This is a genomic window from Lachnoclostridium sp. Marseille-P6806 (assembly GCF_964238185.1).
Taxonomy (GTDB): Bacteria; Bacillota; Clostridia; order Lachnospirales; family Lachnospiraceae; genus Brotaphodocola.
The window spans coordinates 48,257-68,029 of sequence record NZ_CAXSLG010000001.1 but is presented as its reverse complement, the minus strand read 5'-3'; the positions used below and the strand labels follow the sequence as shown (position 1 = coordinate 68,029).

The following is a 19,773-nucleotide window of genomic DNA, read 5'->3' as shown; positions in this document are numbered from 1 at the left end:
ATCTTTACCTGTCCAGAAACCTTGCAATTTTGCGGGCTTCTGCCTTTCCTTATATTTCTTTTACGCCCTTTTTACGCCTTTTTCATCGCCATAAAGTATAGCATAAGGAATCTGCTTTTTCAATCGTATCGGGCAAATATGTTTGGAATAATGGTTGACACAGCAAACAGGATATGCGATATTCCTATCTTTGACAGTGAGATTTAGAAAAACACCGTGGAAATGCTTGTTTTATATAGATTTTCCAGCGGTGCTTTTTCGTTTTATCCTTATCATCCGGGTGCTTGGCAAGGTAGGCAGCGGCAATCGCAGACTGCCGCTGTGTGGGCGGCGGGCATTTAGTCGTAAAGGTTCGGGGGAAGTAATTTAATCATCTCTGAGTGTTATATTATTCCTCTATAAAAGCCTGACTCATAATATAAAATTCGTCTTGGCTTGGAAGGTACTTTTTTTCCATTGGTTCTAATGTGTCATCATAGCGTTCCGCTTCTTCCTTACTGATTGCCATAACAGGACTATCCTGATAAAGCCATTTATGATCATCCAATATATGGGGGATTAGTTCTTTTACCATCATCGCAGCAGGATATTTTCCGTTTTCGATACAAACATTATATTTCTTGCAACATTTAAATCCACGGCTAACATAGTTGGCAGGACTTCCCAAAATAACAATCGTATCATATCCTAACTGTATGGCTGCTTGAAATGAATGCTCCATAAGCATTTTTCCATACCCCATTCTCTGGTAAGCCGGATGGATACTAACCGGACCAAATGTTAAAATCTCTTTTTCAGTTCCATTTTCATCGGTCAATTTTGCTTTTGTATACATGATATTGCCGATCACCTGACCATCCAGTTCTAATACAAAATCCAATTCCGGAATAAAGTCCTCATGTTCCCGCATGATATGAACTAAATAATGTTCCACACATCCCGGTACATAAAGATTATAAAAGGCTTGTCTTGTAATCCTCTCTACAAGTTCCCAATCTTCTTTCTTTTCATTTCTAATAATAATATTTTCTTCCATAAAGCAGTATCTCCTTTTTACACTCTGATTGGCATTTTTTTAATTAACTTGGAAATTTGCTTTTCTCGCATTCCTTTTGCAAGCATGTAGCTCTCTTTATCTTCCATATAATCATTTTCTGCTTTAAGCTTCTGATAGGATTGCCAACGGTTAATTTCTAATTTTCCAGTTGTCAATGCTTTCTGAATAGCACATCCCGGCTCATTTGTATGGGTACAGTTGCGGAATTTACACTGAGCAGCCAGTTCTTCAATGTCCATAAAGGTTCTTTCAATTCCGGTATCATTATCCCACATTCCAAATTCACGCATACCCGGAGTATCGATTACCATGCCGCCTGAAGGGAGCAGAAACAATTCTCTGTGTGTAGTGGTATGTCTGCCTTTGTCATCATTGCGAAGTCCGTTTGTTTTTAGGAGTTCTTTCCCCAGCAGGCGATTGATGAGGGTAGATTTCCCTACGCCCGAAGAACCAATGAACGCTATCGTTTTGCCCTCCGAAATAAATGGAAGAAGTTCCTCGTATCCATTTTCTTCTGTTGAAGTAGTAACCAGAACATCCACCCCAAAAGCAATCGTAGATACTTCAGCAAGTTTCTGTTCCAAATCATCACACAAATCCGATTTTGTCAGAACCACAACCGGCATAGCACCGCTATCCCACGCAATCGAAATATATCGCTCCATTCGTCTCAGGTTAAAATCATTGTTCAATGCCATGCACAAAAATACAATGTCAATGTTCGCAGCAACTACCTGCTCCTGCTGTGATCCTCCAGCCGCCTTTCGGATAAAAGCACTTTTTCGTGGCAGCAGCGATTCAATGATTGCACTGTTGCCGGATTCGTTCCAATTTACCAGTACAAAATCGCCAACAGCAGGGTAATCTGATGAAACTGTCGTTTGAAATTGAAACTTTCCAGATACCTCTGCCAATTTCTTTCCTTTGTCGGATATGATTCGATAGAACCCTTTTTCCTGTGAAAGAATACGAGCTGGGGTTAATTGATTATCTTGTAGGATTCCATTTGAAAAGCTTTCGGAGAATCCGTTTTTTTTTATGTTAATTAAATTATCCACTACAATTTCCTTTCCAGTGTAAGTTTTATGAAAAATATTTTTGGAAAAAATCGTCGATATAACACTCATAGTTTTTGGCGATTTCTTCTTTTGTTTCTGTACACTCTACTCCATCAGACATGCTGAGCAGAAGAAAAAAGGGAGAATAGAACTCTACTGCCAATACATGGGGAGATGGCAGCTGTTTCTCTTGCTTCTTTGACATTTCACGAAATAGATTTTCGATATAATCCATGGGTCCGCTGACAAGAACTTTTTGATACAAAGCATTCATTTCCGGGGATTTGTATTGTTCCAAAGTAAGCATTTTACGGAAATTACAAGCAATTTCATCTTCACTCCAATAATGGAATTGTGCTTTCATATAACCGCCTAAACTTTCTGCCGATACATTAGAAAAAGCTTCAGGCATATCTGAGTAGTCCTGTTCTGGAACACCGCTTTTTCGAGAACGCTCCACATCCAGCTGACAGACATATTCAAAGATGTAGTAGGATCCTTGCATAAGAATCGGGCGATATCTTTAAAGGAACTGCCACGGTTGAGGGAATGCTCAATGTATTTGCGGTCTTCAAGGGAAAGATGTTTCTGGTTACCAGGAATATATTTGCTCATAGAGATCTCCTTCTACTGCTGCCAGAAGGTCTTCTTGAGCATAGCACAAATATATGAAAGATTAAATGCTACTCATGCAGGAGTAAATTCCACCGCATAAGCGGACAGTGGAATTTACTTTTGAAAGTTTTATCGGGCAAATATGTTTGGAATAATGATTGACACAGCAAACAGGATATGCTATATTGGAAACAGTTTCAGGACAGATTCCTGTTCTGTTTTTATCTTTTAGAATGTTTTATTCTATATTCAAAGTTTTATTTTCTTATATTTTCCAGAGAACAAGAAATGAGTAAGGATACGAGGGCTGTTTTTTGCGTGCCGTTCTGTTTGTTTTGCTGTTTTTTATTTTATCATTCTTTGATTATTGTTATTTCTTATAGATTCTAAATTTTCATGAGTTCTGAATTTCGTGTAGTCTGCGTCTGATGCAATTTCTGATATATTCTGATTCATCTTAAAATTTCACAGGAAAGGAAATCGATATGGAAAAACGGAAAAAGAGACTATGGGGATACCACCAGGCTGTGATGGTTTATGAGATTATGCTCTGGCTGCTTACAACAGCGGCTGTTATCAGCACAGGAATTTTATTTATTCCGAAACTGGCTGGTGTAAGGCCGTATGTGATTTTATCGTCTTCGATGGAGCCTGCTATCCGCACAGGGAGCCTGATCTTTGTGAATACCAGAGACAGGAAGGCAGAGGAAGGAGATATTGTGACCTTTCTGCTTGGAGAAAGCGGACAGGAGGTTGTTGTAACTCATAGAATTCACTGCGTGACAGATCAGGGATATATAACAAAGGGAGATCACAATGATACTGTTGATCCGGCCCTTCTTACGAAAGAACGCATGATTGGAACCTGTATCGGAGCTTTGCCGGGGGCAGGTTATGCGGCAGCAGCCTTGAGGGGAAAGGGGACTGCCTGGGCGGCAGCTGCACTTTTTGGCATGCATGTATTTGGAATTATGCTGGATATGCCCGAAATCCAAAAGGATTAAAGATAAATGAAAAAGGAGAGACAGATGAAAGGTTCGGGCTTTGATCTGTCGGAAAACAGTATGAAGAACAACAAAACAGAAATCGAAAGAGCAAACAGGAAAAAATCCGAAGCCGTTTCCGGCAAAACCAAAAAGCGGATAGCAGCTGCAGCTGCCTGCGGAATGCTTGCAGCAGTGGGAGCTGGAGCCTCGGCAGCTTATCTGACAGATGGGGAAAGTGTAACCAATACCTTTACTGTGGGAAAAGTCTCCATTGATCTGACAGAGCCGGGATATACACCGGAAAATGAGGTTCCCCGTGTGCCGAATCAGGAAATTCCCAAGGATCCAACTGTGGTAAATACGGGAAATAATGATGAGATTGTATTTGTCAGCTTTGATATTCCCATGAAAACTGTAAAAACGGCAGAGTATGACGGGACAGTTCAGAAAGAGGCTGTGAATCAGGAACTGTTCGATTTTCGTACAGAAAGCGGAACGTATTCCTCTGTCAATGATGGATGGATCCTTTTGGGAACACCGGAAGAGATCGATGAGGATAACAATGGGGTTTCTGATTATAAAACCTATGTTTATGGATATCATCAGGTTGTGAAGGCAGCAGCGGAAGGAAAGGAGGCAGTAGGAGTTCCGGGGGAAGATGACTATCAGGCAGCTGTGGAGGCTGCAGAAGCGACTCAGGTGCCGCCAATTTTTGACTATATTCGTCTGGCTAATCTGGTAGAGGGGCAGCTGGAGAAGGAAAAACTGAGGGTTCCTGTAAGGGCTTATGCTATTCAGGCAGATTTTCTTCAGAGCGCAGACAACAGCGAAGGAAATCACAATATTGAGACAGAGGGAATGATGGATGAGGCAACACTCTCTCAGATTTTTGCAGTGTTTAAAAACCAGAACCAGACAGAGGATCCCAAGACAGGAGCTTTGGCTCCCTGGAAGGGGATTCATGCAGAGGAGGGAAAACAGGCAGGAATGGGAAATGAACTGGATCTGATAGGAAATCCCAAACAGCAGTAAGGGCAGGAAGGAGAGGCATTTAAAAAGCGGCACAGAAAAGAAGCTGTGCTCCTGGATATCGGATCTGAAAATAGAAATAATGAAGCAGAAGGGGGATAAAAGACCGGGAGGGAGCGGTGATGAATGAAAAAAAGCAGATTTGCAGCAGTATTCATTGTGCTGTGGCTGACATCAGGAAGCTCTGTGCTGGGGGCTGTGCGTCAGTTTTCAACAGAGGTGGATAATGAAGTTATGACAGGAGATATTTCTATTTCCATTCAGGAGTATCAGTGGAATGAAGAGGGAGAGCGGGTTCCCTATATAGACGGAAAGCGCGTAGTTCCCAATGAGAAGGCGGTAAAGATTGTAACGATTGTGAATGAGGCAGAGCCTGCATGGATTCGGGCAAAAGCAGAATTTTCAGGCTTTGCAGGCACTGCAGGAGGGGAAGCTGTTCTGGAGGGAATCCCGGACGGATGGATCAAATGCGGCGCATATTATTATTGGACTCGTCCAGCGGAAAAGGGAGAGGAGCTTCTCTTTTTTGATCATGTCAGGATTCCTGGTGACTGGAGTGAAGAAGAGGGCGAGAAGAAATTTGCCATAGATGTGACTGCTCAAGCGATTCAGCAGGCGCATTTTATTCCGGATTTTCAATCAGAGGATCCCTGGTTTGGAATTCCTATAGAACAGTGTGTTCACAGTGAACATACCTGGCACCGGGCTTGGGAGGATGTCAGGCTGGCCATTATTTTTGAAAATGGAGCAGATGGATTTTTTAAAACAGAACAGGACTTTTTCCATGGATTTTCCACATGGATGCCAGGGGATACCAAGGCATCCTCCTTTCTTTTGGGAAACCGGTCAGAGAGACCAGTTGACATTTATTTTAAGACTCGGGTACCAGGGCAGGCAGAAGACAGCATAAAGCTGCTGGAAACCATGACTTTGACGATTGAGAAGGAAAATATGGTAATTTATGAAGGGCCGCTTCATGGAAAGGTGCTGGAGGAGGGCTTGCTGCTTGCTTCCCTTCAGGGAACGGGGCAGGAGGAAACCATTGCTTTCCACGTAGATATGCCGAAATGGCTTAAGAATCAGAGCGCTATGCAGAAGGCAAGAGTGCAATGGATTTTTTCAGCAGATTACATCAGCTCTTCCTCAGATCACGGAGGAGATGGAGGAGAAAACACGAAGGTGGAAGAGGGGGAGGATGCTTTTCAGGAAAAGGAGATTACATATGGCACGATTTCTGTAGGAAAACGGCTGAGGAGACAGTATTTGGCAGATGATACGCTTGTGTCATTTATGAAGGGCTTGCTTCCAAAAACAGGGGACGGAAGCTGGCAGCAGGAGTTTTTTACAGCCGCTGTTCTGGCAGGAGCTGCTTTGCTGATTCTGACCTTAGTGGGAAAAAAGGCGGGAATGTGGGGAAAGGAGGAGTCTGATGATTCATAAAAGTGTGGGACAATGGGCGGCGGTCATAGGATTTCTGGCAGCAGCCGGAGTTTCTGCCGCATATCTGATTTATCAGAAATCCATTATCAACACAATTCAGGCAGGGGGAAATACGATTTCCATTACCGAGGACTTTGAGCCTCCAAAGAAACAGGAAGTTGGAGATAATATTTTCAAAAAAAGAGTTCAGATTGAAAATATGGATGAAACCGCTTGTTTTGTTCGGGTTTTTATGGAGTTTTCAGACTCAGGTACGAAGAAGCGCGCCCGCATCAGTCCTGATGGAAGAAGCTGGTATCCGGCTGTGGAGTATGGATCTTCTGACTTTGAGAATTTTCCTCAAAACTGGTGTTATCTTTCTCTGGAAGAGGATCCGTTGCTGGGAGGCTTTTATTATTATACAGTTCCAGTGAATCCAGGAGAAAGGACTGTGCCTTTGGCAGAACAGATTCTGGTAAGTTATGAACAGGACAGCCAGATTCGGGATTTTGACATTCTGGTGACAGCAGATTCTATTCAGACCTGTATTTTTGAGGAACAGGAGGATGGGAGCTTTACGGCAGCAGATGTTTCACAACAGGATGAGGGATGGAAAATGGCATGGACGGAATATCTGGAGAGGAGATGAAGAACAGGTGAAGGATTGGTTGAAGAAAAGAAAGCGTGATATGCGCAGGGAATTTTCTGTTTTTCTGGTACTGGTTCTGGCATTGACAGGAATTCCTTTTCCTGTACGGGCAGGAAAAGGGCAGGACACAGCGTCAGACGGATGGAAGGTGGACTGCGCCTGGTCTGTTCTGTCTTATGACGACTTCTGGGAAGCAGAAACTGACAGTATGAAGCAGCCCAAAATGGTTGTAACATACCGTATGGATCATGCTCCCAGAGATTATGTTCCAGGAGAAATCCAGTTTATAATCCCGGGAATCGGAAATCTGAACCGCTCCTCTATTTTGAAGGCATCAAAGCTGGCCAGCGATGAGGAGGATTCGGAGTGGAGCTGCGACTGGGATCAGGAACAGGATCTTTATACATTTTCCAATCAATTTTCGGTGGAGAAGGGACAGTCGCTTTCCGGCGGTTTTCAGCTGCTCTGGACGATTGAGTCCAGACTTTCTGAAAGCGGATATGTTCAGGAGAGAAAACCGGTGTTTCAAATTCAGGGGGAGGAAGCAATGGAGTTGACGCCTCTCACCTACCGATTTTCTTCCTGGAGGGACAGATACCGGATTTCACTGGAAAAGAAAAAGCTTCCTGCTGAAGACTATGAAACAGCGGATCAAAATTATATCTGGTATGAAATGGAAACCAGGTTTGATAAGGACTGGCTGGCCAGAGGCCTGTCTCAATCCAGCTATTCTATCGCAGTGGAGCTTCCGGAGGGAAAGGATTATGGAAGTGTGCTGATAAAGAAAGACGGAAAGCAGTTTCCATTGGAGCAGATTGAAACAGAATCCGGGGAGCGGGTATGGGGCTTTTATCCCTTTCAGAATAGGAAAGGGGATCTGGGCAGTGAATATGAAACTTTTTTTGACTGCTTTCAGATTGGATTTTTGAAGGAGCATTTTGCAGATGGGGAGGAAGCCTATCGTACAGTGACAGTGCGGGGACATCTGGACAGACTGTATCAGGATGAAGAACAGTGGATTACTGCTGCGGGAGAGCTGGAACAGGTAAAGGATGCAGTCAGCTTTACAGTAGCCGATTATTCTTTTGAGTATGCAGGATACCTGTACAATCATAGGAAATGGTGTCCTTCTTATGAAAATTACCCTTACCACCACGGTGCGCCGGAAGATTACTCTTCCCGTATGAATGCCGTGAATATGTACAGCGGAAAGCTGGTACAGTTTCGTTTGGAGACATCTGCAAACCGTGATTATGTTCAGAAAGCCTTCAGGGAGGAAGAAGATTTATATAGAGGCGTTCAGAAACTATAGGCTGCAACTCCGTCAGAGCTGGAATATTCTGGCAATTCACGTATTGACATGACTTTGGAGACTGCGGAAAATGGGATGGAGGACTGGAAGGATCTTCACTGGCGGGAACATGGACTGGACGGGGCGGCTTTGGGAGACAGCAGAATATGGGAGGAAGCTATGACTTACAAAGAACGCCATCCGGAAAAGGCTACAGGCTCAGACTGGATTTTAGAAGAGGAGGAAGGACTAGCTGGGGCAGTGGTAGCGCTGGGAGGAATGTTTTTGAAGGCAGGGCAGTGGCTGATGCCGAAACAGAGGGCTGCGGCAGTTTCCGGAAATGAGGAGAACATAAAAACCGCAGAAGCCGAATCCAAAGAAGGAGAGAAAGCGACACCAGCCACCTCTTCTGATAGCATGTCTGCAGCTGGACGTCCCATACGCCCAGGAGGCAATCTGTCTGGAATGAGCCAGATTGGACAGAATGGCAATTCGGAGGACTACAGTTTGATTGTAGGCGATGATAAGCTGGCGGTATTCCTGACAGACGGTACTGTGCGCTGTCTGGAGGATGATGAGTATGATATGGTTTATGCTGTTATAGCGAAAACTCCAAAGGCCTGTGCATATGAAGTATATGGAGCTCCTGCCCAGGATACGCCGACAGAGGATTATATGTGTCTGGGAGAGGGAACTACAGAAGAGAAAAGCACTGTGTTTCTTCCGAACGGTGTTAAGGCAGTGTTTGTCCGATTTAACGGCCTTCAGGGCAGCTTTGACAGTCTTGTACAGCTGGGGGTAAGGCTGCATCTGGACTGGAAGGAAGAGCAGGAAAAGGCGGCAGCAGGAGAGCCGGTTCCAGATCATGAAAATCATCTGATCAATTTTTCCTATGTTCGTTCTCTTTATGTAGATCAGGACGGATATGAGGTGAATGACTGTGCTGTGGATACAGACAGCTACACAGGAACCTATGGAAGAGAGCTGGCAAAACGGGACAGGGCGGTATATGGGGAGTGTACACTGCGGGCTTATTCCAATGTGTGGCTGAGAAGCCCGGTTACCAACCTGGAATCAAAGACAGCAATGGGGGCTTTTGAGGGAAATCAGAAGAATGGATTTACCTCAAGGGTTCAAACCGGCGGAAAAATCAGAACAGACGATTCGGCAGCACTGGAGCGTTTTTCCTTATATGTGGAGCTTCCAGAGGGACTGGTTTTGAATCTGAACCCAGACGCTGTTCGTGTGAAGGGGAAAGGAGAGTACCTGTCCGGGGAAGCGGTGTCAGAAGGGGATTTTCAGAATCATGTCAGCTATCAGGTGAGAAGTTACAACAAAAAAACTATGCTGGCGGCAGATTTTGACTTTTCAGGGGCTCCGTTGGAAGGCTTAAAAGGAGTGGAGGCTGTGTTAGATTTTGAGGTGGGATTAAGCTACACAGATTTTATTTCCTTTGGAAATCAGTATCGGACAGTATCTTACCTGATGGTTCATGATGACGGACTGGATAAAATTGCAGGAACCTCTATTATGACAGATGTTTATGATATGGATGACAATGGTTCTGTTCTGGAACAGGCCGCCTATTCCAGTGATCGGGAGGTGGTTCTGGATTCTGCGACAGAGTGGCGGGAGTATGTATCAAAATATGTAAAATCAGATCACTCTGCGGGATATGGGACAGAAGCCGTTGTCCGTGCCGGAGACAGAAGCGCTCAGTCGGGATATTCTTATCGGCTGGATTTTGGACTGGGATCGAATCATGCAAAGAACATCGATTTTTTTGATTCTATTGAGCAAGGGGCGAGACTCGCTTCCCATAAGCCAGGACAGGAGGAACAGTGGATTCCCTCACAGTGGCAAGGACGTTTCCTGTTTGTGGATACTTCTTATGCAGAAAGCATGAAGCTGATTCCCACTGTATATTACAGTACAGATGAAAAACAGGAGCTGCGTGCAGATGCAGATGGGTGGAGGAAGGAGCGGCCGAAGGATCCGGGAGATGTAAAAGCAGTATGGATCCATTTGGATACTTCACAGCTGGAGTATGGCCTTTTACAGACTCGTCAGATGACCTATGTCGAAATTCATATGGAAGCGCCTGAGGCGCAGGATTTGGCGGGAAAAACAGCAGTGAATCAGTATTTCGTAGAGTTCGATGCCTATGGAATCGGTTCTTCTGATACGATGGAGGCACGATACCGGCTTTCTTCTGCAGAAACCAGAGTCAGACTGCTTGATACAATAGGGAGCATAATTTTGCAGAAAACAGATGGAGAGCATAAAATTGGCGTGTATCAGGACGGTACAGCTCGATATGCACCTTTGACAGGGGCTTCCTTTCAGATTTATAATCCGGCAGGAGATCCTATGTTTGGAAAAGATGGGATTCCGGTTAATGCACTGGGGCAGATCAGTCTTTCCAATCTTCCATTTGGAACATACCAGTGGGAGGAACTGATTTCTCCCAAGGGCTACAAAAAAATAGAGGGCAGACATTCTTTTACGGTAGACGGAATTACAAAAATGATTTCCATTCCCAACGAGAGGCTTCGCGGGCAGGTGATTTTAACCAAATATGATCGGGATGATATAAATGTCCGTCCTCTTGAGGGAGCTGAATTTGAGCTTTCTGATTTTCGCGGAGAGACCGTGCATTTGAGCGAGGATGGAAGCTATTCTGAGGATGGAACGGTTTCTGCAGCAGTTACAGGACCAGATGGAACTCTGAAAATTACCAATCTTCCATGGGGAAATTACAGCCTGACAGAGACAAAGGCGCCGGATGGATATGAGCGGATGGATACACCAATTGCATTTTCGATTGGAAAGGAGCAGGTATCCGAAGAAGACGGTTCAGAGGAAAATGCAAAAATTACAGTACAGCTTAGGGCCTATAATGGACAGACACCGGCATCTCTGCGCTTGCGGAAGGTGGATGAAAAGACAGGGCAGGGATTAAAAAACGCAGTTTTCAGTCTGTATCGGAAGGCAAAGGAGGGAGAGAAGAAAGATGTTTTGATCCAAAGCGGCCTGAAAACCGATGGGACAGGAGAACTGCAGGCAGACGGTCTTTTGTACGGAACGTATTACTTTGTGGAAACGAAAAATCCTATGGGTTACGAACTGGAAAAGACCGATCCGGAGACGGCAAAAACCATTACCCTGGATCGAACAACAGCTGGTCAGGTTCTGGAGCTTGCCTGTACCAACCGGAGAATGAAAGGAAAGGCAGTTTTAACAAAAACAGATGAAACAGGACTTCCTGTGTCAGGGGCAGAATATATGCTGATGTACAGAGAATCGGAGCAGGAGGGCTACAGAAGGGTTGGCTCTGTATCTTCTTCTGATGAAAATGGAGAAATTCATGCATCTGAGCTGGAGTGGGGAGATTATTACTGGATAGAGACAAAGGCTCCCAGAGGCTTTGAGCTGTCATCGGAAAGGATTGGTTTTTGTGTTAACCAGGAAACCGTTCAGTCTGTTATTTACAGAAGAGCGGTGGATCAGAGAAAAAAGGGAAGGATCCGTCTGATTAAAATAGATAAAGAGGAGCCGGAGAGGACTTTGCAGGGAGCAGAATATGAACTGTATAAGACAAATGGAATAAAATGCCGGCCAGGTATGGATTATGTACTTCCGGAAGGGGTGAACAAAATTGTAACTGGAAAGGATGGTACCATTCTTCTGACAGAGATACCTCAGGGAGGCTACTATCTTCAGGAGACAAAGGCCCCGCAGGGGTATGGTCTTTCTGATGAAAAAATCAGATTTTCTATTACCAGAGAGAATGTGGATATCATTCAGGAGCTGACGGCAGAGGATCAGAGAAATCGGGCAGAGCTGAGAATCAACAAAAGGGTAAATACAGTATATGAGCCCTTTGGAAACCCTACGTTTATTTTTCGGATTGAAAAAAGGGATGGAGAAACAAACAGGGCAGTGGAAACATTGTATAAGACCATCACTCTTTCAAATGAAGAGCCTATGGGAAGTGTACAGATATCAGCAGATCAGGGCTATGTATACGAAATTACAGAATTAAATGCAGGAAGATATCGTCTGAGCCGGATTATTCCAGATACGGAGCAGGTATCTGTCGTGGGGAAAACTGCAAGGGCAGATTTGACTACAGCGGATTACGGAGAGGTCACTTTTGTAAATGAAATGAAGCAGTATGAAAAGCTGTCGCACACAGCCAATGTGGAAAATATTATCAAGTCAGGCGTAAAGCTTACGGGAATTCGGGCAGAATATCATGGGCCAGATCCCATTGATGAGAATACGGAGGGCTATGATGCAGAGAAAAGGCAATATCTTATCAAGGATACAGATCTGACAGTTACTGCTTTCTATGATGATGGAACAGAAAAAATACTTCCTCAGGGAAGCTGGATTCTTGACAATCCGCTGGCAGACGGAAGCTCTGACAGCTATACGGGGCTTGTACGGTATCGGGAAAACGGAACGGAGAAAACAGCATCCTTTACTATTGGAATACGGCTTCCAAAACCCTGGAAGAAGTATCAGGTTGTTATGGAATTGAACGGAGGAACTATTGTAAGGGACGGAGATGAGACGAATACGGCGGTAGAGAGATGGGAGCGCTTGGTAAGAGAAGGAAGTATTCTGCCAGAACCGGAAAACAAGCCGAAAAAATCAGGATTCCGGTTTGCCGGATGGTATCAGGATCAGGCACTTCAGGAAAAATATGATTTTTCAGAGCCGGTTGAAAAGGATATTTGCATTTATGCAAAATGGGAAGAAGCCTATGATGTAAAATATGCAGTGTCGATTTATGCAATCAATGATAAGGATGCAGATGGAACGGTAATCCCCATAACCTTCGGACCAGCAGGAGGAGATTTACGCAGTTCTTATGTCAATCATATTCCGAAGAAAGGGGAATTGTGTATTCATGATCTGACCTGGAAGGAAATCATTGCTCAGGTAAGACAGGATTCTGCGGTTTTTTATACCTGCATGAAAAATGGCTGTACGCATTCCGTACTGATTCTTTTTACCGATGAGGACGGCAATGAAAGTCCCCTGAAAGGAGAAAGCAACAGCGGAAAAATGGATCAGGGAGATGGAGTGGGAAGTATGTTCTGGTCAATTGCCACTAGCTATAGACGATGGAATTACAAATATTCTGCTTATTTTGAAGAAAACTCTGATGAATACAAATACGGAACCAATAAGGGCGGATGGCCGGACAGCGCAATAAGAAATATGTTAAACGGAACAGTTACAGATAATATGGGAAATATTACGAATCAGAATCATGAGTTTGCACAGAAGCGGCTGCATGAATCAAACTGCCTGTTGTCATGCTTTCCAGAGGAACTTCAAAACGCTATTTGTCCTCGGGCAATAAAATCAGACACGGTTCATCATACGGGAATCCCGGAAAATGTGGCGGTTACGCGGGACAGACTGTGGCTTCCTGCATATAATGAATATTTTGCAGATGGTGAAAAGACGCCTTATTATCACAGACTGGAGGGCGAGCCGCTGGAGGGTCAGCGCCTCCGGAAAGTTAATTATAATACAGAAAACGCATATCTCTACGATGAAAGAGGGGGAAGCAGTTATACCTGGTTCCGATCGATATTTATGGGCGAGAACAAAGGAAGCTATGCTTTGACTCTGAGTAAGGGCGGCTGCATTGGCGCAGGAACAGGGAGTTCCTATGGGATTGCGCCCTGCTTCTGTATCCAATGAGAAATAGTAACAGCTCAGACTTGATTTTCATGCAAATCTATTGTAGCATAGAATTCATGTAAATTATTCAGGACGGCGGGAGAACGGGCGGAAAAATCCGTATCAAGCTTGTTTGTAAGCGGATTTTCCAGCCAGATCTCCCATCGAAGGAAACTCCGATGATTTTTGTCTGTTGTAAGCGGACAAGAAGATGCATGGCTGAATGGTTACAATTGATTACCCTGTCGAAGCATAGCGAAATTAGTCGCTCGATTGTATTTGATTTTCAGTTTTTCCAGGGGTAAAATAAGAATCAGGTCGAAAGGAGAGTTTTATCATGGCGGAAGCGGACATCAGCTTCGTTCATTTAGGAATTACCATTGAAAACTTGAAAAATCAGATTTCTGTATTTGGTTTTTCAATTGCGTACTATGGGATTATTATTGGAATCGGTATGCTGACCGGTATCTGGGTGGCCCAGAATGACGCAAAAAGAAGAGGGCAGGATCCAGATATTTATTTGGACTTCGCACTTTATGGTATTATTTTTGCCATTATCGGGGCAAGATTGTATTATGTGATTTTTGAGTGGGATATGTATAAAGATAATTTGCTTCAGATATTCAATCTGAGAGCTGGAGGGCTGGCGATTTATGGAGGCGTTATTGGCGCGGTTCTTACTTTAATTGTATTTACCCGCAAAAGAAAGGTGCCTTTTTTTTCCATGGCCGACAGTGGTGTTCTGGGATTGATAACCGGACAGATTATTGGAAGATGGGGGAACTTTTTTAACTGCGAAGCATTTGGCGGATACACAGACAGTCTGCTTGCAATGCGGATCAAACGCTCTCTTGTCAACGAAAACATGCTGAATGGGGATGTGCTGAATCATCTGATTGTGGAAAACGGCGTGGAATATATACAGGTGCATCCTACATTTCTCTACGAATCCCTGTGGAACCTGGGTTTGCTGATGTTTATGCTCTGGTACAGAAAAAGGAAGAAGTTTGATGGAGAAATGCTTTGGATTTATCTGGTGGGCTATGGCCTGGGAAGATTTTGGATCGAGGGTTTGCGCACCGATCAGCTGATTTTGTTTGGAACAGGAATTGCTGTTTCACAGGGGCTGTCTTTGATACTGGTTCTGGCTTCAGTTGGGGTTTTGATTTATCATTACCGCAGACTGTTTAAGAGACAGAAGGAGAAAACAAGTGATGGGGATATCCAAGGAAGAACTGGTTCAAAAGATTGAGGCGGCCAGAAAAAAACTGAACAGAAGCATAGAAAACGGTGAGGAGTACAAAACTGTATATCAGTACAGTGTTGAATTGGATCATCTGATAGAGGCCTATCTGTTGGCGGAATACTGACAGAAAGCTTTATGGGGATGACTGTAATCGCCATATCTTACAGACCTTTTAAGGGCGGCTGCAATATCTTGCGGCCGTCTTAATTTTTTGTGAAATTTCCTTGCTATTTTCCTGTTAATGTAATAAAATAAACATACGAGTGGTAGAAAGTGGAGTAAAGTGGTAGATAAGGGTACGACAGTGGTGTAACAGGGTAACAGGTGATTCGTATGTTCATGGGCGAGTATAATCATACAGTGGACGCGAAGGGAAGAGTCATTGTTCCTTCCAAATTCAGAGAACAGCTGGGCGAAGAGTTCGTTGTGACAAAGGGACTTGACGGCTGTTTATTTGTCTATGAAAATACAGAGTGGAAAGCTCTGGAAGAAAAGCTTCACGCCCTGCCTTTGACCAATGCGAATGCCCGCAAGTTCTCGCGCTTTTTCCTGGCAGGAGCTACCACCTGTGAAGTAGACAAGCAGGGACGGATTCTTCTGCCGGCTGTATTAAGAGACTTTGCCGGAATCGACAAGGATGCGGTTTTAGTAGGTGTGGGAAGCAGAATTGAGATATGGAGCAAGGACAACTGGAATCAGTCCAATACCTATGATGATATGGAGGAAATCGCAGAAAATATGGAGGGTCTTGGAATTTAATATGGCATTCGAACACAAATCCGTTTTATTAGAAGAAACCGTAGACAGTCTGAATATAAAACCAGACGGGATCTATGTGGATGGAACCTTAGGCGGGGGAGGACATGCTTTTGAGGTATGCAGCCGTCTGGGAGAAAAGGGCCGTCTGATTGGAATTGATCAGGATGCAGATGCCATTCGCGCTGCATCAGAACGTCTGTCCGTATTTGGCGACAGAGTTACGGTAGTAAGGAACAATTACGTAAATATTGCCGAGGTTCTGGCTTCTCTGGGAATTGAGAAGGTAGACGGTATCTATCTGGATCTGGGGGTATCCTCCTATCAGCTGGATACGGCAGAGAGGGGCTTTACCTACCGGGAAGAGGATGCACCGCTGGATATGCGTATGGACCAGCGGGGAAGCGAGACAGCGGCAGATATTGTAAATACCTACAGCGAATCGGAACTGTATCGGATCATTCGGGATTACGGCGAGGATCGGTTTGCAAAGAATATAGCCAAGCATATTGTGAAAAGAAGGCAGGAAAAACTTTTTGAGACAGCTGGTGAGCTGGCAGAAACCATTCGGGCAGCGATTCCGGCCAGAGTAAGGGCAACAGGCGGTCATCCGGCAAAAAGAACGTTTCAGGCAATCAGGATTGAGTTAAATCATGAGCTGGATGTACTGGAAAATTCCATTGATAGGATGATTGATTTTTTGAATCCGGGAGGAAGACTGAGCATCATTACCTTCCATTCCCTGGAGGATCGGATTGTAAAAAACAGATTCCGAATCAATGAAAATCCCTGTACCTGTCCTCCGGAATTTCCTGTATGCATGTGCGGGAAAAAAAGTAAGGGCAGAGTGATTACAAGAAAGCCCATTGTACCGACAGAAAAGGAACTAGAAGAGAACAAACGGTCAAAAAGTTCTAAGCTCCGGGTTTTTGAGCGGAGCTGAAAGCAGAGGCCGGGGATGGAACAAAGCAAAGGAGTTTCTTTATTTCATAGGAAAGTGCGTCCTATGAAATAAAAAATGCTCTGCAGGATCGCACCGCGGCGGAAAGGAAAATGTCGCTTACGCGACCCGCCGCAGGCGTAGAAGCTCGCGGGCGAGCTTCTTTTTCAAAAAATAGTTTTGGAATAGGAATTTCAGGGAGGAAATGGACATGGCTGCAGGATACCGTGGAAGAAGCGGACAGGAATATATATATGGAAACACGGTGCGGGCTGCAGAGTCGGCAGAGGCGGATTACCGCCGGAGACAGAAGAAAGCTGCCGAGCTGGAGCGCCAGACAGCCAGATACCAGCGGATGAACCGCCGGGTGAGAAGAAATCAGGAGAAGGCCCTGCAGATGGATCTGCCCTATGTGGTAATGCTTACCATCGCGGCTTTCTGTGCACTTACTATCTGTGTGAATTATCTTCATGTGCAGTCCTCCATTATGGGAAGAATTCATCATATTGAAGAACTGGAGCGGGAGATTGAGCAGCTGAGATCCAATAATGATGCATTGCAGACAAGAATCAATACAGAAATTGATCTGGATCACGTTTATAAGGTTGCCACAGAGGAGTTGGGAATGGTCTATGCCAATAAGGACCAGGTAATTCTCTATGACAAAACGGAAAGCGAGTATGTGAGACAGTATGAGGACATCCCAGAAAACTAATCCCGATAGGAAGCGGAAGAAAAAAAGGGAGTCTGTGAAACGACAGGTTTTCGTAAAATATATGCAGGAAAGGCTGGCGATCGCAGTAATTGCGATTACGCTGGCTTTGTTTGCTTTAATTTATGTGCTTCATAATATTGTGGAAAATAACAGAGACAGTTACAATCAGATTGTGCTGACTCAGCAGGATTATGACAGCAGATCTCTGGCATACCGTCGGGGGGACATTGTGGATCGAAATGGAACCTATCTGGCAACAACAGAAAAGGTTTATAATCTGATTCTGGATCCCAGACAGATTATGTCGGATCAGGAGGATTATTTGGAAGCTTCTATCACAGCGCTGTCAACCGTTCTGGGGTACGATGCCGGAGAACTGCGGACGCTGATTACCGGCAATCCGGATACTGCCTATGTGCGGTATGCAAGGCAGCTTTCTTATGATCAGAAGGAGGCATTTCTAACATACCAGAAGGAGACGAACGAGGCTAATTCTAAAGCAGATTCCAAGGCCCGGGTAAAGGGGGTCTGGTTTGAGGAGGAGTATAAACGGGTTTATCCCTACAATTCTCTGGCCAGCAGTGTAATTGGATTTGCCACCAGCGACGGCGGAGGAGGAAATGGAGGAATTGAGCAGTCCTACAACAGTTCTCTGATTGGAACGAATGGAAGAGAGTATGGATATCTAAATGATGACTCCAATCTGGAGCGGGTGATTAAGCCGGCTGTCAACGGGAATACGGTAGTGTCTACGCTGGATGTGAATGTACAGAATGCTGTGGAAAAGCGGATCCAGGAGTGGATGACAGAAACGGGATCCGATCATGTGGGGGTTGTAGTTATGAATCCCAATAATGGGGAGATTCTCGCCATGGCAGGAGAAAGTCCCTTTGATTTGAACAATCCCAGAGAAGTATCCAGCCGGTATACGGATGCAGAAATCCGTCAGCTGGGTGTGAAAGAGGCAGTTGGAGATTATAAGAGAAAACACAGAAATACCGATCAGGCAACGATTACAGAGGATCAGGTTCCAGCTCACTATACGGAGGAGGAAATCCGCTCACTGGGTCTTCAGGTGGCCTGGAATCAGGAGTGGAGAAATTTCTGCGTCAGCGATACCTTTGAGCCGGGTTCTCCTTCTAAAATTTTTACGGTAGCCGCAGCGCTGGAGGAGGGAATTGTTACGCCCAATGACAGTTTTTACTGCGACGGATATCAGGAGGTAGGAGGATTTCCGATAAAGTGTACTGCTTATATTAAGGGAGGTCATCAGAATGTAAATCTTGCAGAATCTCTGATGGTGTCCTGCAACGATGCCATGATGCAGATTGCGGCAAAAATAGGTACGCCTTTATTTACAAAATATCAGAGACTGTTTGGATTTGGAACAAAAAGCGGGATTGATCTTCCCGGCGAGCCGGATACCTCCGGCCTGCTTTATACGGCGGATACGATGAAGCCGGTGGATTTAGCAACCAGCTCCTTTGGACAGACCTATAACTGTACTATGGTGCAGATGGCAGCGGCATTCAGCTCCGTGATCAACGGTGGCTCCTATTATGAGCCACATGTGGTTCGCCAGATTGTAAATGAGCAGGGAGCGGTTGTTAAAAAAATTGAGCCGAAGCTGGTAAGGGAAACGGTTTCCGAGTCTACCAGCAGTTTTATCCGGGATGCTCTTTACCGGACGGTTGCAGAGGGAACCGGTAAGGCGGCAGCAGTTCCAGGATATAAAATCGGCGGCAAGACAGGAACAGCAGAGAAGCTTCCCCGTTCCGCACGTAATTATCTGCTGTCCTTCTGTGGTTTTGCGCCCACAGATGATCCCCAGGTTCTGGTATATGTGGTGGTAGACGTTCCCCACGTGGAGGATCAGCCTCATAGTACCTATGCAAGTGTGATTTTCCAGAAAATTATGAGCGATATTCTTCCATATTTGAATATTTTCCCGGATACAGATATCCAGGTAGACCAGGAGGCAGCAGAGAAGCTTCCGGAGTCTGAGGGAATTACAGATATGACCGGCACAGAAACACAAGAGGAGCCGGAAGAATCCAAGGTATATGATACCGAGGAATATGTAGATCCGGGAATGGATCTGGGGCTTCCAGATGCAGAGGCGTCTGAGGGAGATGGAGGAGCCGCTTCTGAATCTGGAAAGGAAGGCTCCGGGACCCAGTCAGACAGCGGCGAAAAGCCCGCAGGATCGGAAACCGAGAGCAGCAGCGGGGAAGGCAGCACTCCGGCTGAAACAAGTTCTCAAGGCACTTAATAGGAGACAGCCGGAAAAGAGGCTGTTCTAAAGCACG

16 protein-coding genes are annotated in these 19,773 nt (G+C 45.0%); 12 read left to right on the top strand and 4 right to left on the bottom strand.

Annotated features, from left to right (window positions below):
• Positions 1-388 precede the first annotated feature (388 nt).
• From ACESON_RS00275 to ACESON_RS00260, 4 genes are read right to left on the bottom strand one after another with little or no spacing between them, the layout of a single operon-like run.
• Positions 389-1,036, bottom strand: a complete 648-nt coding sequence (locus ACESON_RS00275) for a GNAT family N-acetyltransferase (RefSeq protein ID WP_373107870.1) — start codon at positions 1,034-1,036, stop codon at positions 389-391.
• A gap of 17 nt (positions 1,037-1,053) precedes the next feature.
• The gene (gene rsgA / locus ACESON_RS00270; RefSeq protein ID WP_373107868.1) at positions 1,054-2,115 is read right to left on the bottom strand and encodes a ribosome small subunit-dependent GTPase A; all 1,062 of its coding nucleotides are present in this window, start codon (positions 2,113-2,115) and stop codon (positions 1,054-1,056) included.
• A gap of 25 nt (positions 2,116-2,140) precedes the next feature.
• Positions 2,141-2,575: a TetR/AcrR family transcriptional regulator gene (locus tag ACESON_RS00265; protein WP_373107866.1), complete on the bottom strand. Its 435-nt coding sequence runs from the start codon at positions 2,573-2,575 to the stop codon at positions 2,141-2,143.
• Entirely contained in the window at positions 2,488-2,730 is a 243-nt protein-coding gene (locus tag ACESON_RS00260) for a helix-turn-helix domain-containing protein (protein WP_373107864.1), read from the bottom strand. Before ACESON_RS00260 ends, ACESON_RS00265 begins: the two co-directional genes overlap by 88 nt.
• 485 nt (positions 2,731-3,215) lie before the next feature.
• Between ACESON_RS00260 and ACESON_RS00255 the strand changes: the two genes are divergently transcribed.
• The 12 genes from ACESON_RS00255 to ACESON_RS00200 all read left to right on the top strand — a co-directional run bounded on the left by ACESON_RS00255 (position 3,216) and on the right by ACESON_RS00200 (position 19,736).
• The gene (locus ACESON_RS00255) at positions 3,216-3,734 is read left to right on the top strand and encodes a signal peptidase I (RefSeq protein WP_177959063.1); all 519 of its coding nucleotides are present in this window, start codon (positions 3,216-3,218) and stop codon (positions 3,732-3,734) included.
• A gap of 6 nt (positions 3,735-3,740) precedes the next feature.
• Positions 3,741-4,748 (top strand): SipW-dependent-type signal peptide-containing protein, encoded by a 1,008-nt coding sequence (locus tag ACESON_RS00250; RefSeq protein ID WP_373107861.1) that lies wholly within the window; start codon positions 3,741-3,743, stop codon positions 4,746-4,748.
• 123 nt (positions 4,749-4,871) lie between these two features.
• On the top strand, positions 4,872-6,185 hold the full coding sequence (locus ACESON_RS00245; protein ID WP_373107859.1) for a hypothetical protein: 1,314 nt from the start codon (positions 4,872-4,874) through the stop codon (positions 6,183-6,185).
• The gene (locus ACESON_RS00240) at positions 6,175-6,813 is read left to right on the top strand and encodes a hypothetical protein (RefSeq protein ID WP_177959517.1); all 639 of its coding nucleotides are present in this window, start codon (positions 6,175-6,177) and stop codon (positions 6,811-6,813) included. Before ACESON_RS00245 ends, ACESON_RS00240 begins: the two co-directional genes overlap by 11 nt.
• Before the next feature lie 7 nt (positions 6,814-6,820).
• A complete protein-coding gene (locus ACESON_RS00235) occupies positions 6,821-8,125 on the top strand; it encodes a hypothetical protein (RefSeq protein ID WP_373107857.1) in 1,305 nt (434 codons plus the stop codon).
• Between the two features lie 75 nt (positions 8,126-8,200).
• Complete coding sequence (locus ACESON_RS00230) at positions 8,201-13,828, top strand: SpaA isopeptide-forming pilin-related protein (RefSeq protein WP_373107855.1); 5,628 nt, start codon at positions 8,201-8,203, stop codon at positions 13,826-13,828.
• Between the two features lie 316 nt (positions 13,829-14,144).
• A complete protein-coding gene (gene lgt, locus ACESON_RS00225) occupies positions 14,145-15,059 on the top strand; it encodes a prolipoprotein diacylglyceryl transferase (protein WP_373107853.1) in 915 nt (304 codons plus the stop codon).
• Positions 15,022-15,177: a Spo0E family sporulation regulatory protein-aspartic acid phosphatase gene (locus ACESON_RS00220; protein ID WP_177959522.1), complete on the top strand. Its 156-nt coding sequence runs from the start codon at positions 15,022-15,024 to the stop codon at positions 15,175-15,177. The genes lgt and ACESON_RS00220 overlap by 38 nt, the downstream gene beginning before the upstream one ends.
• A 209-nt stretch (positions 15,178-15,386) precedes the next feature.
• Entirely contained in the window at positions 15,387-15,812 is a 426-nt protein-coding gene (gene mraZ / locus ACESON_RS00215; protein WP_177959537.1) for a division/cell wall cluster transcriptional repressor MraZ, read from the top strand.
• A gap of 1 nt (position 15,813) precedes the next feature.
• The gene (rsmH, locus tag ACESON_RS00210; protein ID WP_177959523.1) at positions 15,814-16,752 is read left to right on the top strand and encodes a 16S rRNA (cytosine(1402)-N(4))-methyltransferase RsmH; all 939 of its coding nucleotides are present in this window, start codon (positions 15,814-15,816) and stop codon (positions 16,750-16,752) included.
• Between the two features lie 208 nt (positions 16,753-16,960).
• A complete protein-coding gene (locus ACESON_RS00205) occupies positions 16,961-17,464 on the top strand; it encodes a cell division protein FtsL (RefSeq protein WP_177959524.1) in 504 nt (167 codons plus the stop codon).
• Positions 17,442-19,736, top strand: coding sequence for a peptidoglycan D,D-transpeptidase FtsI family protein (locus tag ACESON_RS00200; RefSeq protein WP_373107851.1), 2,295 nt, complete (start codon positions 17,442-17,444; stop codon positions 19,734-19,736). The genes ACESON_RS00205 and ACESON_RS00200 overlap by 23 nt, the downstream gene beginning before the upstream one ends.
• Positions 19,737-19,773 lie beyond the last annotated feature (37 nt).